A 15359-nucleotide genomic window follows, 5' to 3' on the forward strand; every position below is an offset into this window, starting at 1 on the left:
GTCTAGAATTTAGGTATTTCAATAATTTTTCCGCCTTGTAGCGCTGATTCGTGTGCTAAAATCCCCACCGAAGTCCAGTTTGCGGACTGTGGTGCATTCGGGAATGGATCGCGATCTGCTGCCAAAGCTTGTAAGAATTCGTTTACTAAGTGAGGGTGCGAACCACCGTGGCCTCCGCCTTGTGTAAAGGAAAGGTGAGTATTTTCGTCCTCGTCATACACGCCTTTTGTAGTGAAGCGTTGGATTTCTTCCGGTAAATAGTGGGCGAAATCAGGGGTAGAAACTTTAGAAGGAATCTCTGGCTCCGGTTTTTTAGCGGTATGCACCACTAATTCTTCGCCTTCAATTAAAGGCCATTCCACCGATTTCTTCGATCCATAGACCTCAAAACTCTCGCGGTATTGACGCGCCACATCGAATAAAGAGCGGTATACCATCGCGCTTAAATCAGAATCGCGGAACTTAATGTGCGCTGATTCTACCGCAAATGGCGAGTTATAATGTTGGATTAATTCCTCGCGAATCGTTCCAGATCCGAAGCAAGAAACATACTCCGCCTCCAGACGTAATAAGCCCGCTACCGGACCTACGCAGTGAGTCGCATAGTGCATGGGAGGCAATCCTGGCCAATAATCCGGCCATCCATCCATATCTTGTTGATGGGATGCTTTCAAGAATTGAATCTTGCCTAGCTCCCCTTTTTCATATAATTCCTTGATGTACAAGAACTCGCGGGCATAGACCACCGTCTCCATCATCATGTATTTCTTGCCCATGCGCTTGCTCGCCTCCACGATCGCCTTGCATTCCTCCACTGTCGTCGCCATAGGCACCGTGCAAGCCACGTGTTTCCCTGCATTAAGGGCTTTGAGCGTCTGCTCCGCGTGTAAGTGAATAGGAGAATTGATATGTACTACATCTACATTCGGGTCCTGGATAAGCTTCTCAAAATCCGTGTAGCGCGTCTCGATCCCATAAGCATCCCCGATGGAGTTGAGTTTGTCTTCGTTTCTTTGGCAAATTGCATACATATTTGCCAACGGGTGTTTCAAATAAATCGGAATAAACTCCGCACCAAAACCCAGTCCAACAATCGCAACGTTATATTTTTTCATAGTTTAAAAGATTTCAATCATTCATTTACCATTCACCACTTACCATTTACCATTAAATATAAAAGAAATAAATGAAGAAATCTACCGGGCTGTCCTGATTCAGATTAGAGAGAGGAGAGAGGAGATTAGAGAGTATAAAGAATAAAGCACAAAGCATAAAGGTGGTTTCGCTTCGCGACGTATAGAAAAAATATTTCACGAATTCATCCCCAGAGGGGATTCCGACTTTGTTCTTTGTACTTTATTCTTTATTCTTTGTGCGTCCGCGACAAAAAAGGATGCGCCATCACCGTCAGCACCAATAGTGATGTTCCCCAGTAGAAAGCGGGTTGCATGACTTCTTTTTGGCCAAAAATAAAAACCGCTAATAGAATCCCATAAACGGGTTCCAGCGTGATCACAAGATTGATCGAAAAGACGGAGAAAACCTTGTACAAATGGATGGTCTCGGTGTAGGCATAAACGGTACAAACCACCGCTAAAATACCGATCCAGAGCCAATCAAGGCCGATAGGGATGAATCCGGGTGATCCGCCTAAAAGCCCCGTTAACCAGACGGCGCCGGTAATTATTCCCGCCGATAGCATCTCATAGACAGTAATCATTTTAGGGTCGTGCGTGTGGGTATAATTTCCATTGATGACGGAGAAAAGGGCTCCAAAAAATCCGGCTCCAATACCCATCACCAAGCCGATCCATTGGCCGGGTTCGACGGAGAAAATGATACTTAAGGCAATCACTACCAAAATTCCAAGAAAGACTTCGATCTTCGCGATTGGCTGCTTCTTCGCAATGGGCTCCAGAATGGAGGTCCAAAAAGTTTGGGTAGAAAGACCGGCGAGGCACATGGCGACGGTCGAAACTTTCGCCGCACTAAAAAACAGGAGCCAGTGCAAGGCAACAAAGGCCCCATTTAACACCCAGATTTTAAGAACTGAGGCAGGAACCCGAAAAGATTTTTTTGCAGCGGCTAGCATCAAACCTAAACCTGCTGCAGCTATGAGGCAGCGAAAAAAGACCACCGTTAACGCATTCGCATTTGTCGCATTTCCTAAAATGGCGGTGAATGCATACAAAATCACGATAAAATGAATTTTGAAATAATCGAGAAGCCGAGGAGCCTGTCTCATCTTTTAGCGCGGAATGGTATAATAAAGCCCCACACCCACGGCAGAGAACACGATATTAGGCAGCCAAACTGCCAGCAACGGAGGCATCCCACCGCCTTCGGCAATCCCCTTGCTCATCATGAAGAAGAGGATGTAAATAAAAGCTAAACTAAAGCCCAAAGCAATTTGGAAACCCACGCCGCCACGGGCTTTTCTAGCCGAAACCAAAAAGCCGATGATCGTTAAAATCATGACGGAGAAGGGGTTCGCGAAACGAAGGTATTTTTCGATTTGGAAGACCTCTATGCCATCTGCTCCGCGTGATTCAACTAAAGCTATGTGTCGATTCAGCTCTGGGAGGGTAAAGGTTTCGTGGAGTAAATGCTTGTTATCGAAGTCTTTGGGAAACAGATTTAGGGTCGTATCAATCAACTTTCCAAATTTCAAACTCGTAGCGCCCGCCGTCCGAATGCGATAGTCGTGAATCGACCATTTCTTTGTAGTAGAGTCCCAAGTGATACGGTCTGACATCAATTTTTGTTGAATTTCCGTTCCTAAAATACGCTCTAAGGTAAATCTATAGCCCGTATTTGTTGTGTTATCGTAGGTCTCTATGTAAGCATATACATCTGGCGCTATCTTAATGTGTACGTCACGTTTATCGAAATAATAGGTGTTATTAATGTATTTATGCTCGAATGGAACACGAATCTTGTTTGCATTCGGAACAATCCATCCAATCACAAAAAAGGTGCCTACTGCTAATATTCCAGAACCGATTAAATAAGGCCGCATCAAACGGGTGAAACTCACCCCAGAACTCAAAATCGCAATAATTTCCGTCTTAGCAGCAAGATTTGCGGTGAAAAAAACGGTCGCAATAAAGACCATCAGTGGACTGATATAGGAGGCCCAATAAGGTATAAAATTCAAATAATAATCGAAAAGAATTTCCTTGATAGGGGCCTCCTTGCGAATAAAATCGTCAATTTTCTCCGTGTAGTCGATCACCATCACGATGAGTACGATGATGAAAACGGCGAAAACGTAGGTCTTCAGAAATTTCTTTAGAATGTAATAATCAAGAATTTTCATGCTTAGCAGCAGCGCTTGGATCGTATTTTAAACCAGAGAACCAATGTATAAATAATACACGAGCTGTCCTAAAATTAAAAGGCACTAAGATAAGCGAAACCGTCGTAATAGGTACGACATAGCCCATCGCTGGAGGATCGTTTAGGAAATTATAGACTAAAATTCCGCCTACTAACATAATTCCTATGGAGAAAGCATACGAAATATACATGGCCCCGTAGAAAAATCCAGGCTCTACTTCGTATCGAACGTCACAAGTGGGGCATTCTTCGTGCATTTGGGAAAAATTGAATACATTCCACCATTTGTATTTGAATAAACGACCGTCGTGGCAGTGCGGACAACGGGCATTCACCATGGCCGTTAGTTTGCTAGAATTAGGCATATAAATAGAATAAATATGCCCAAAGGTAAAGAAAATTAGACGATTAAACGTAACAAAGGTCACGTTACGGCGTCTTTTCGTATCTTTGCTAAAATTAAACACACTCTTATGTATTCAACATTCGTTACCATTCACTCGATATTGTTTCTAGTCGTGTTAGCACTAGGAATTTTATCTATCTACAAAGGTTTAACAGGCAAAGTATTTACGGAATCTGATCGTAAAGTAGGCTTGTTCTACATGATCTCTTTGCACACGCAATTGTTAATCGGTTTAGTACTTTACCTAGCGCTTAGCCCGGTGACGACAGCTGCTTTTGCTGATTTTGGTGCAGCGATGAAAGATCCAGCAACTCGCTTGATTTTAGTGGAGCACTTTACGGTTAATATCATTGCGATCGTTTTAGCGACGGTTGTTAATGCCAAAAACAAGAAAGCCATCACCGATGCCGCGAAATTCAAAAACATGTGGTTATTAAACGGCCTTGGTTTGGTATTGATTTTAAGCCGTATTCCTTGGAGCCGCTTAGCTGCTTTATTTGCCTAAATAGTATTGAATGAATAAGTGCATTTTTTTAGATCGCGATGGCGTTCTAAATGTGGATCGCGTTGATTACGTGTACCATTTAGGACATTTTGTGATCCCACCCGGCGTGCAAGAAGGCTTACAAGCTTTAAAGGACGCAGGGTATTTATTGATTGTGATAACGAACCAAAGTGGTATCGCTAAAGGCGTTTACAAACGTGAAGACGTATATTTAATTCACGATGCAATCCAAGAAGGAACAGGTGTGAAATTAGATGATATCTATTTTTGCCCTTACCACGAAAACTTTGACAGTCATTCTCTGACACGTAAACCGGGGTCCTTGTTAATCGAGAAAGCCGCTGCGAAATACAACGTGGATATGGATGCCTCCTGGATGATCGGTGACCACGAACGAGATATTACCGCAGGGACACGCGCAGGCTTACGTACTATACGTTTAGCCCCAGCTGGAACTGAAACCAAAGCCACGCATTTAGTGGACGATTTGTTAGCCGCATCAAAAATTATAGTAGTATGAAAAAAGTTTATTTAAGTGACGCAGGTCCTAAAGTTTCACCAGCCATTTATGGTTTTTGGCGTTGGGAGAAGGAAGACAAGAAAATGGAAGAAATTGTTCATTTCTGTCTAGATAAGGGTATCAACACTTTTGATCACTCGGATCGTTATGGAGAATATACGGCGGAAAAAACCTTCGGTGAGCTTTTGGCAAAAAAATCCATCCAACGTTCTGACATCGTTTTGTTTTCCAAATGCGGAGTGAACATCCCGTCTGCCGCTAGACCCGATTTCCGTGTTACACACGTGAATACATCCGCAGCCCACATCACAGCATCGGCTGAAAACTCGCTTCGAAACTTACAAACAGATTATTTAGACGTCTTTTTACTCGATCAATTAGATCCCTTATCAGACATCGAGGCGACAGCCTTAGCCTTAGAGAAATTAAAGAGTTCTGGAAAAGTGAAAAACATCGGTGTTTCGAACTTCTCGGTTTACCAACACCAATTATTGGTTTCCTTCCTAAACATCCCGATCGTTTCAAATCACATCGACTTGAACTTGTTAAACACGAGTGCATTAGATAATGGTATCGTCGATTACATCAAGCAAAAATACATGCGCCCTTTAGCGGTTTCACCGCTTGCCGGCGGTCGCATCGAACACGGGACAGACGAGCAAGCCTTAAAATTGCGCAAGAAACTGAACGAGATGGCCACGAAATACGATAGCAATATCGAATCTGTTGCTGTGGCTTGGCTAATTAAATTAGGAGCCTTGCCTTTAATCGGAACGCTCGAAGAAAACCGTATCCAAAACATCGTGGATGCTTTTGCAATTGAGATGGATCACCAGGATTGGTATGAACTATATAATACGAGTCGTCCTACACCTTTAATTCAAGATTAAACGCGGAGCGTTTCATCTTGAATTAAAAGATTAGAGATAATAGAGTAGAGAGAGGAGATTTAAAGCACAAAGAATAAAGTTGGAATAAAAAAGAGGCTTCATCAATGGAGCCTCTTTTTTAGTATTTACTTCCCTAAATACTTTTGAATATGCTGGTAACTTTTTAAGATTAACTCTGCCTCTGTGGTATATTTCTTACGCCAAATGCACGCAGCAGGCAATAAAGGAGTAAATGCCTCCACGACTAACCAGCCTTTGTAATTCATTTTCTCTAGGTGAGAAAACACATTATCCCAATGCACTTGACCCTCCCCTAAGGTGGCCCGAGTACTTTCAGACAATTGAATATGCGCCACCTCATCCGCAATTCTGACCATGGCTTCCCCTGTATTGAATTCTTCAATGTGCGCATGAAAGGTATCAAACATGATTTTTACATTCGGATGATTAATCGCTTTCACCAAACTGTATAGTTGGTCTGCGGAACTCACCACATAATTTTCAAATCGATTTAAATACTCCAATCCCAAAATCACATTTTTTTCCTTGGCATGTTCCGCCACGGCTAACATACTTTCCTTCGACCAATCTAGTTCTTGTTGGGTCGGTGCCGCGCCCGAAAACACCGCTAATGCAGAATGAAAAGGTCCAGAAAGATAAGACGCGCCTAGATATGCGGTAATATCTACGGCTTTTTTAAGAAAATCGACTCCTTTTTGACGCACGGCTGGATCCGAAGAAATGGTGTTCATATCCGCTCCTAAAAAAGTAACCGTAAAAACGGTTAATCCTAGGCGGTCTATTTCCGCTTTCCAAGGTTTCCAATAATCTTGGTCTACCACAAAAATGGGTACCTCTACGCCTTCATAACCCACTTCTTTTATGTAGGCTAAATGTTGAATAATGGATTCATTCATGTCTGGCCCATAGACCAGCGTATTCATTGCAATCGGGTATTTCATTGTATCACTATTTTGAATTGACCATTCCTCTATAAGGAACATTTATATCTAATTTTCCAGCCCATTTTTGTGGGACTTTAAGACCTAATTCCCAATGGACAGCATTGACTACAAGTCTTTGAAAAGATTCAACTGAAAAATCCTCTGGATGTCCCATGGTGGTAAAAAATACGCGCCCTTTGTATTGATTTTCCCACGTCCATGCGATGGGTTGGTCTTCTGCTTTCTTGTCGGGATTCACCGCTTTGCCCATCAGGAGCCACTCGGTTCCTTTGGCTGGGTAATCAGGTAAAACGCGGTATAGCCATGACCTGACATGGAATGTAGGGTCTACCCCCGTTAATATTGGGTGCTTAGCTTTTTCTGCAATGACCGTGGCATCAGTACTAGCGTTGTGGCCATAATGTGTATGCTGGGAAGGTCCACCCCATCCCGGAGGCGCTCCAAAGGCTCTTTCAGCAAAGCCATTATAAGCAACTAATGGATCTGTTTTCGGATAATTAAACGCATGTGTGCTTGTCCTAAACCCCATGATCGGCTTTCCAGATTGTAAGTACGCCTCTATGTGAGCCACTTGGTCTGCTGGAAGTAGGCGCCAGCGAAGGAAAAACACGGCTAAATCTGCCTCCGCTAATATGTCTAAACCCGGTATGTCCCGCTCCGCGTTTTGATCCGGAAACGATTTTAATATTTTCGTCCGAAAACCGTATTGTTTTTCCAAAGCCGCTGCTAACAAAGGAAGCGTACTCTCGCCTGAGTATTCATGGTCACCACAAACAAAAACCACCAAGGGCTTTTTCGCTTTTATAGGGTCAGGTTCACGCGAAAAACTTGGCATAAACGCCGACAAAAAAAATACAAAGCTCAGACTAATATGAATTAATTTTTTCATAATTATTTTTCGATAGGGTGTTCAGATAATAGCATATTGGCATTATATAAATCCTTTTTGTCAGCAATTTTAGCGCGCACTTCCTTCACTTTTTCCGGGTCAATAGGCGTTGCTTTATTACCAAATGAATTTCGAATATAGGTAAGAACTGAGGCAATCTCTTTATCAGACATTAAGCCGCCATAAGGGGTCATCGGAACTTGTCCGGCATATTTAACGCCATTCAATTCCATAGGCCCCATGATTCCCTTGAGCACTAATTTAATTAAACGCTCCTGATTTCCCGTAACCCAGATGGAATTGGATAAGGGAGGAAAACCTGAGGAAGGAAGTCCTTTTCCATTGGTCTGATGGCAGGTGGTACAATACCCTTCTTTCGTATATAATTTTTGGCCAGCGGTATACAATTCTAAATCTTTCCCTTTTAGAGATGAAACGACAGCTGCTTCTTTATTTTTAACCACGTTCACACCACTCGCGTGAGCGACGGCTATTTCGTATGGTTTATCCATCCAAGGGTCTAGTGGATGTTTTTTTGCCAAAGCTAGTATAGGCATAGCCGTTTGTTTAGGTAACCAAGAAGCGGCCACAAAAGCCTCCATTCGAACACGCCCATGTTTATCCTCCACTGCTTTTGCTAATAATGCCGCTTGGTTTTTCACTTGGTGGCCCGTGTAGCGCAAAACGCGAACGGCAGCCGCACGAACATGGTAATCTTTTGATTGCAAGAGTTGGTTTAGTAGTTTTTGGTCTACTTTATTCAATCCCCAAGAAACCCACAACGCCTCTAACACATGATGCTCATAGTCGGCGTCTTTTTTATCCAGATTCGCAACCCAGGCTGTAATTTTAGGCAATACATCAGCTGCCTTGCGCCCACGGAGTTCTCTGCGCACCCGGTACCGCGTTCTGTATTCAGGCAATTTTAAATTATCAAGTAACTGATCGATAGATGCCCCATACACTTTGGCAGGTGTCACTAAAGGCCTTGAAGGATACGTTACTCGGTAAACGCGACCATGCGTATGGTCACGCAATGGATCCCGCGCATTGTGCTGCATGTGTCCAATCAAAATATTGTGCCAGTCGATCACATAAAGTGAGCCATCGGGAGCAAACTCCATGTCCACAGGGCGGAAATTACGATCCTCGCCCACAATCAAATCTTGGCGGTGCTTCGATTTATAGCCGGTACCATCATCGGTTAATTGATGTTGCTTCATTCCTAAAAATCCGATGGTATTATTAATTAAAAAATCGCCTTGCACATTTTCAGGGAAATGACGACTAGAAACAAATTCTAAACCGGAGGTAGGGCGAACTAAATGTTTTTCTTCCACTAGGGTGAATGACTTGTGACCTGTTTCACCGTAGCGATTTTTAGTAGACCCCGGCATCATCCAGCGAACGTCTGGTCCAGAGGTTTCTGCAAAAAAGTTTTGACCCCATTTGTCAAAAGCGATCCCCCAAGGGTTAGGAATCGACAACTGAGCCACCCGCTCTAAATGATGTCTGGCAGGATTATACCGCATAAAGCCCCCATTCGTTGCACGAACAGTCCCGTAAGGTGTTTCTACATTCGTGTGCAAAAATACCCCTTCTCCCATGTAAATAGCACCTGATTCGTCAGTGACAAATGCGGAAATCTCATGGTGCGTATCATGGTCGTCAAACCCACTTAAAATTACTTCCTTCGTATCCGCATGATCATCGCCATTCGTATCTTTCAATAAAACCAAATTTGTTCCTTGGCTTACAAATACCCCAAATTCCGTGATTTCCATCCCTACGGGAACGTGCAAACCTTCCGCAAAAATTGTTTCCTTATCCGCTTTCCCATCCTGATTCGTGTCCTCAAGAATGATGATTTTATCGTTAGGTTTCGGATCCCCCGGCTTGTAGTGTGGATAGGAAGGCATACAAACTACCCAAAGTCGGCCCTTATTATCGAAAGTCATCTGAACCGGTTTGGCCAAATTCGGAAATTCCTCTTCCGAAGCAAACAGCTCAATTTTATATCCCGGAGCTACTTTAATGGCATTTAGCGCCTCCCCCCCATATAAGTATTTCAAGCTGCCGTTTTTATCCGGATTAAAATTCGTTTTTACGGGATCTAACTTCCGTGTCTTCGCATCTGCAGCGGCCAGATCATACGGAAGCCCTTTAATTGTTGCTTGGATCGCAGCCTCTCGATTATCCGTCATTTGACGGATTTTTTCGATCTCTGCAGGATAATTATCGGGTCCAAACGGATTGTAACGGCGACCATACACGTGAACGCCATTCGGAATTTTAAAGTCGTTATGCCACATCCAGTTTTTCTCCGCAACGGCTGCATACACCTCCGCTCTTTTAGATTCGATGGCAGTCGATTTCTTCCCAAACACTTGATCCGCAAGTAATAACGCTAATTTTTTGTAGCCCGCCTCATTTAATTGAAACCCGTCGATGGTCAAATCCTCCGCTGATGCAGCATACCATTTTTTAGAGGCTTCAAATGCATTAATAAATAAGACATTATTCTTCTCACACACCTCTTTCATCGCCTGCGCGTACAAGGTGATGTTCGCATTCTGTGCCGTTCCGCTAGGCAAATCTATTTTAGCGCTTAGATCTTCAAAAGCCGTAGGAGAAACAATGGCTAACTGGGGAGCTGAAACCCCATTGTATTTTTGCGCTAAGGTGTGCTTAATGAATGCCTCCAATTCTGCCTTATAAGTAGCAATCGCAGCCTTCCCTTCGTAGGATTCACTATATCCAAAAAAACCGATGACCACATCCGTTTTTAATCGACTCATCCATTGGTCATGCGTGTCTAGGTGGCCTTCACTTTGCGAGGGATTCGCGAATTCCGATTGGAATTTTTCCGCTCCAGGGAAAGCCCAAGGCAACATACGAGCTGAGTGTGGACGAAATCCAGGCGTATCTCCACCGTCGCACATATTGCGAACCAGTAGATTAAAGGTGGGATAACGAAGATGTAATTCTGTTTCAAAATGATCATAATTGATCATGCGAGAGCCTAAATTGCCCCCTACTAATGCAATCTTTGTATTTTCTTCAATCGATAAAAAAGTAGGAGCTTTGGGCTGAAAGAAGCTAATCGTAAAAACGGAGATTACGGTCAGAATCAATCCGAGTTTTATTTTATGCGACATTTTGTATAATTTTTATAGGTAAATAGGTTTTTCAAAGTATAAACTAAGTAAAAAAATTAATTCGGCAAAGAAATATTAAATTCCAATGGATTCAGAATCTTCCACTTATGCCAAAATCCATTAAAAAAGGCTTCAAAATTGAAGCCTTTTTTAATACCTACTTTATACTTTGTGCTCTATTCTTTATGCTTTAAAATAGAGAGAGAAATTTTATGTTTCATTCGAAAATTATTGCGTAGCACAATTTTGAATGAAATATAAAATTATCTTCTCCTTTTCCCCTTCGGAATCACCCTCCCGCCCCTCGGCGCCTCTCTCTTGCGAGAACGGTTGTTCGCGAATTTACCTACTAGGCCAGAACGCATACCTACTAATTCGAGGTCGATGGTGCGTTTCGCTAAGTTCGTGTCGCGGACTTTCACTTGAACTTTATCTCCAAAGGTGAAGACACGTCCGTTTGATTTACCCACGATGCGGTAATTGTTTTTATCTAAATCATAGAAGTCGTCATTCAAATCGACCATCCGAACAAGACCTTCGCAAGAGGTTTCGCCGATTTCGACAAAAATTCCGAATTCGGTTACGCCCGTAATGATACCATCGAAAACTTGTGGCTCGTGCAAGCTCATGTATTCCACTTGCTTGTATTTGATGGAAGCTCTTTCTGCGTCAGAAGCAAGTTTTTCGCGGTCTGAGCTGTGCTTACATTGAATTTCTAAAGGGGCGCGTTCCGCTGGAGTGCCTCCGTCTAAATAATGCTGCAACAGGCGATGCGTCATGACGTCTGGGTAACGGCGAATCGGGCTGGTGAAGTGCGAATAGAACGGGAATGCTAGGCCGAAGTGACCGACAGGATCGGTGCTATAACGGGCTTTGGACATGGTACGAACCGCTAAACTCTGCAAAACGTGCTCCTCGCCTTTGCCTTCGATGTTCTCCATTAAGGCATTGAATGACTTGCTGACGTGTTGCGGGTCTGTCGTAACTTGGTAGCCGAATTTCTTCGCGAAAGACGAGAATACCTGTAATTTTTCTGGGTCTGGTGCTTCGTGAATACGGTACACCATCGTGTTGCGCGGCTCGTCTTTTTTCTTGTTGAAGACGAATTCGGCCACTTTTTTATTGGCTAAAAGCATAAACTCCTCAATCAACTTATGTGCATCCTTACGAATACGTGGATAAACGCCGATTGGCTTTCCATCTTCGTCTAGTTCGAAGCGAACTTCGGCTGTTTCGAAGTTCACAGAACCGTGCTCGAAACGTCTGTTGCGATAGCTTTTCGCGATACGATTCAAATCCCGAATGACCGGAACTAAAGCATCATCCGAATCATTTTCGATTAATTCTTGTGCCTGCTCATAAGCGAAACGGCGGTCCGAATGAATGACCGTACGTCCAAACCACTCTTTCACAATCGTGTCATTCGCGTCTAGTTCGAAAACAGCAGAGAAGGTTAATTTATCTTCGTTTGGACGAAGGGAACAAAGTCCGTTTGATAGCTTTTCTGGCAACATCGGAACGACGCGGTCTACTAGGTAAACCGAAGTGGCACGTTTGTAAGCTTCGATGTCTAATACACTACCAGGTTTCACGTAGTGGGAAACGTCGGCGATGTGGACACCGATTTCGGTGTTGCCGTTCTTTAGTTTTTGGTAAGAAATGGCATCGTCAAAATCCTTCGCATCGATCGGGTCGATCGTGAAAGTTAAGACATTACGCATGTCCTTGCGCTTTTTGATTTCGGTGGCTGGAATCTGCACTAAGATAGAAGCAGCTGCCTTTTCTACTTCTTCTGGGAAATCGTAAGGGAGGCCGTATTCCGCTAAAATCGAGTGCATTTCTGTCTCGTTTTCGCCTGCCTTACCTAATACTTTGATAACGCGACCTTCGGCTTTTTTGCCGTCCGAAGCCCAGCGTGTAACCTCTACGATGACTTTGTCTAGGTGCTTTGCGTCCTTGATTTCGAACTTAGGCAAGTAGACATCTTCATAGATTTTCTTCGAATCTGGGATTAAAAAAGAATAGTGTGGAGTCACTTGAATAACACCGACTAATTCGGAGGAACGACGTTCCAATATCTGTACAACCTCCCCTTCTGGGCGGTCATTTTTTCTCTTTTCTGATGGGCGACGGGCTTGAACGATGACTTTATCCCCGTCTTTGGCATTATTTAAATCCCCTGTCGCCACCCAAATGTCCTTCGCTCCATCTTCTGGAATCACAAACGCAAAACGCGAATTTACGTGATCCACACGTCCAGTCACTTGGAAAGATTCATTGTCAAAGCGAACATTCCCCTCCTCATTCTTAATCAAACGGTTTTCTAAGATCAATTTTGCCACTAAGTCAGAATAAATCTCCTTCGTCTTGCGATCGCGGATGGCAAAAGCCTTGTGTAATTGGTTCAAAGAATACGAACGGTAGTCGTTCAATTCAAAAAACTCCAATATTTCAGCTTTCAAGCCGCTCAAAAATTTCAGTTCCTTAGGGGAAGGCATGGTATTTCAATTCAAATTATCCTGCAAGGTACACATTATTGATTTCTTAATTCCTAATTCGGCATTCTATTGCTACCTTTGAGCTTGTTTTTGAGCCTTTTCAGATGAACCGTTCCCGCATTGCCCTCTTTTTACTGCTCGTATTCGCACTGACTGGTGCTTACTTTGTTTGGAAGCCAGCGGCGGAGGTTCCAGCGGCGGAAGTCAACCTCGTGGAAACACCTGATTTTAAGGCGGATTCAGCTTATGCGTTTATCGAGAAGCAGGTGCAATTCGGACCCCGTATTCCGGGTTCTGTGGCGAGTCAAAATACCCTACAATTTTTAGTGGCTAAATTGAAATCCTACGGCTGGACCGTGACTGAGCAGCCTTTTACAGCTTTCCGCTACGACGGGAAGAAACTACAAGGCACAAACATCATTGCGCAATTTCAGCCTTCAGTCGCTAAACGCATACTATTAGCTGCCCACTGGGATGCGAGAAGTATTGCGGATAAAGACAGCGTTCGTAAGGATGAGCCAATCGATGCGGCAAATGATGGCGCGAGTGGCGTGGGTGTATTATTAGAAATCGCGCGCAATTTGCACGAGGCAAAAAATAAGCCTGCTGTGGGTGTAGACATCGTTTTATTTGATTTAGAGGATCATGGTGAACCGGAGGATTATGCCGGAGAGCACAAGCCGAACAGCTGGGCTTTGGGCTCACAGCATTGGGCTGCAAATTTAGTCCCAGCTAATTACAAAGCCTATTACGGTATCTTGTTAGATATGGTAGGCGGAAAAGGTGCGATGTTCCCGCATGAAGGATCGTCCATGCAATATGCCCCAGGAATCGTTCGCTCGGTTTGGTCGACAGCAACGGATTTAGGATACAGTAATCTGTTCGTAGATCAGGATGCGTTTGGGATTTCGGATGACCACACGGCGGTGAATGAGATTGCCAAAATCCAAATGATTGACATAATTGATTTACGGGCGGCAAATGGCGGTTTCGAGTTTGGGAGCTTCCACCACACGCATGCAGATAATTTAGCTAACATCGACAAAACGACCCTAAAAGCGGTCGGCCAAACACTTTTACAGGTTCTATACCGCGAATAATTCATGGAAGAAACAAACTTACAACAGGTCCATTTAAATGACCTTCACGTATCTCTAGGCGCTAAAATGGTGCCCTTTGCTGGTTTTAATATGCCCGTATTGTACACGAACCTAATCGAAGAGCACTTAGCTGTGCGTAATTCGGTGGGTGTTTTCGACGTGAGTCACATGGGTGAATTCTTCTTAAAAGGAGATCGCGTGTTAGATTTCATTCAATATGTGACTTCGAACGATGCGTCTAAATTAGTGGACGGAAAAGTGCAGTATAGCTGTTTTCCAAATGCGGATGGCGGCATCGTGGATGACTTGTTAGTGTACCGCGTGAACGAGAAAGAATACATCTTGGTCGTGAATGCGTCGAATATTGAGAAAGATTGGAACTGGATTTCTTCTCATAATACCTTCGGGGTAGAGATGGTGAATCGAAGTGATGAATATAGTTTATTGGCGGTGCAGGGGCCTAAGGCTATTTTGGCACTACAAAAATTAACGTCTGTTACGTTAGCGGACATGCCTTATTATACGTTCAAAATAGGTGAAATGGCCGGATTCTCCGACATCATCATCTCGAACACCGGTTATACGGGCGCAGGCGGATTCGAGATCTACGTGAAAAACGAAAATGCGTTAGCCATGTGGAACGCCATCTTCGAAGCAGGTGCAGAATTCAATATTCTACCCGTAGGACTAGGTGCACGCGACACACTCCGCACAGAAAAAGGCTATTGCTTGTACGGTCACGATATCGATGACACAACATCTCCGATCGAGGCTGGCTTAGGCTGGATCACCTCCTTCAACAAGGACTTTATTATGAAAGACCACCACGCCGCGATTAAGGCGAACGGTCCGTCTAAAAAATTAGTTGGCTTCGAAATGATTGACCGCGGAATCCCTCGTCAACACTACCCAATTCTAAATGCAGCAGGCGAAACGATTGGCGAAGTGACCTCAGGCACTCAATCTCCCTCCCTTTCCAAAGGAATTGGCATGGGTTATGTGAGCACAAAACACGTAGGATCTGAGATCTTTATTTCGATTCGCGACAAAGCTATTAAAGCCGAAATCGTCAAATTACCCTTTTTATAA

The 15359-nt window shown here is 43.7% G+C and carries 13 protein-coding genes; 5 read left to right on the forward strand and 8 right to left on the reverse strand.

All coding sequences use genetic code 11. From position 1 onward, the window contains the following. Positions 1-2: 2 nt before the first annotated feature. The 4 genes from ACILP5_RS09105 to ACILP5_RS09120 form a co-directional block, all read right to left on the reverse strand. A complete protein-coding gene (locus ACILP5_RS09105; RefSeq protein ID WP_395618345.1) occupies positions 3-1115 on the reverse strand; it encodes a Gfo/Idh/MocA family protein in 1113 nt (370 codons plus the stop codon). 248 nt (positions 1116-1363) lie between these two features. Beyond that, the gene (locus ACILP5_RS09110) at positions 1364-2245 is read right to left on the reverse strand and encodes a DMT family transporter (protein ID WP_395618346.1); all 882 of its coding nucleotides are present in this window, start codon (positions 2243-2245) and stop codon (positions 1364-1366) included. Between the two features lie 3 nt (positions 2246-2248). Next, a complete protein-coding gene (locus ACILP5_RS09115) occupies positions 2249-3319 on the reverse strand; it encodes an LptF/LptG family permease (RefSeq protein WP_395618347.1) in 1071 nt (356 codons plus the stop codon). Continuing rightward, positions 3306-3704, reverse strand: coding sequence for a DUF983 domain-containing protein (locus ACILP5_RS09120; RefSeq protein WP_395618348.1), 399 nt, complete (start codon positions 3702-3704; stop codon positions 3306-3308). The genes ACILP5_RS09115 and ACILP5_RS09120 overlap by 14 nt, the downstream gene beginning before the upstream one ends. Before the next feature lie 108 nt (positions 3705-3812). On the opposite strand from ACILP5_RS09120, the gene ACILP5_RS09125 reads away from it, so the two are divergent. The 3 genes from ACILP5_RS09125 to ACILP5_RS09135 are packed head-to-tail and all read left to right on the forward strand — an operon-like array spanning position 3813 to position 5660. Further along, entirely contained in the window at positions 3813-4250 is a 438-nt protein-coding gene (locus ACILP5_RS09125) for a hypothetical protein (RefSeq protein WP_395618349.1), read from the forward strand. 10 nt (positions 4251-4260) lie between these two features. Beyond that, complete coding sequence (locus tag ACILP5_RS09130) at positions 4261-4770, forward strand: D-glycero-alpha-D-manno-heptose-1,7-bisphosphate 7-phosphatase (RefSeq protein WP_395618350.1); 510 nt, start codon at positions 4261-4263, stop codon at positions 4768-4770. Beyond that, a complete protein-coding gene (locus tag ACILP5_RS09135) occupies positions 4767-5660 on the forward strand; it encodes an aldo/keto reductase family oxidoreductase (protein ID WP_395618351.1) in 894 nt (297 codons plus the stop codon). Before ACILP5_RS09130 ends, ACILP5_RS09135 begins: the two co-directional genes overlap by 4 nt. 125 nt (positions 5661-5785) lie before the next feature. Here the strand turns inward: ACILP5_RS09135 and ACILP5_RS09140 are convergent, their stop codons facing one another. The 4 genes from ACILP5_RS09140 to rnr all read right to left on the reverse strand — a co-directional run bounded on the left by ACILP5_RS09140 (position 5786) and on the right by rnr (position 13170). Beyond that, complete coding sequence (locus tag ACILP5_RS09140; protein ID WP_395618352.1) at positions 5786-6622, reverse strand: sugar phosphate isomerase/epimerase family protein; 837 nt, start codon at positions 6620-6622, stop codon at positions 5786-5788. Positions 6623-6629: 7 nt separating this feature from the next. After that, complete coding sequence (locus tag ACILP5_RS09145; RefSeq protein WP_395618368.1) at positions 6630-7460, reverse strand: ThuA domain-containing protein; 831 nt, start codon at positions 7458-7460, stop codon at positions 6630-6632. A gap of 56 nt (positions 7461-7516) precedes the next feature. Then, complete coding sequence (locus ACILP5_RS09150; RefSeq protein ID WP_395618353.1) at positions 7517-10672, reverse strand: PVC-type heme-binding CxxCH protein; 3156 nt, start codon at positions 10670-10672, stop codon at positions 7517-7519. 263 nt (positions 10673-10935) lie between these two features. Beyond that, positions 10936-13170 carry a ribonuclease R gene (gene rnr / locus ACILP5_RS09155; RefSeq protein WP_395618354.1) on the reverse strand — a complete coding sequence of 745 codons (2235 nt, stop codon included), beginning with the start codon at positions 13168-13170 and terminating at the stop codon, positions 10936-10938. A gap of 104 nt (positions 13171-13274) precedes the next feature. Here rnr and ACILP5_RS09160 point away from each other — a divergent pair, with 104 nt between their 5' ends. Further along, entirely contained in the window at positions 13275-14270 is a 996-nt protein-coding gene (locus ACILP5_RS09160) for a M28 family peptidase (RefSeq protein WP_395618355.1), read from the forward strand. Positions 14271-14273: 3 nt separating this feature from the next. Beyond that, on the forward strand, positions 14274-15359 hold the full coding sequence (gcvT, locus tag ACILP5_RS09165) for a glycine cleavage system aminomethyltransferase GcvT (RefSeq protein ID WP_395618356.1): 1086 nt from the start codon (positions 14274-14276) through the stop codon (positions 15357-15359).

Origin of the sequence: Aquirufa sp. (assembly GCF_044239315.1) — a bacterium.
In the GTDB taxonomy this organism is placed as follows: Bacteria; Bacteroidota; Bacteroidia; order Cytophagales; family Spirosomataceae; genus Aquirufa.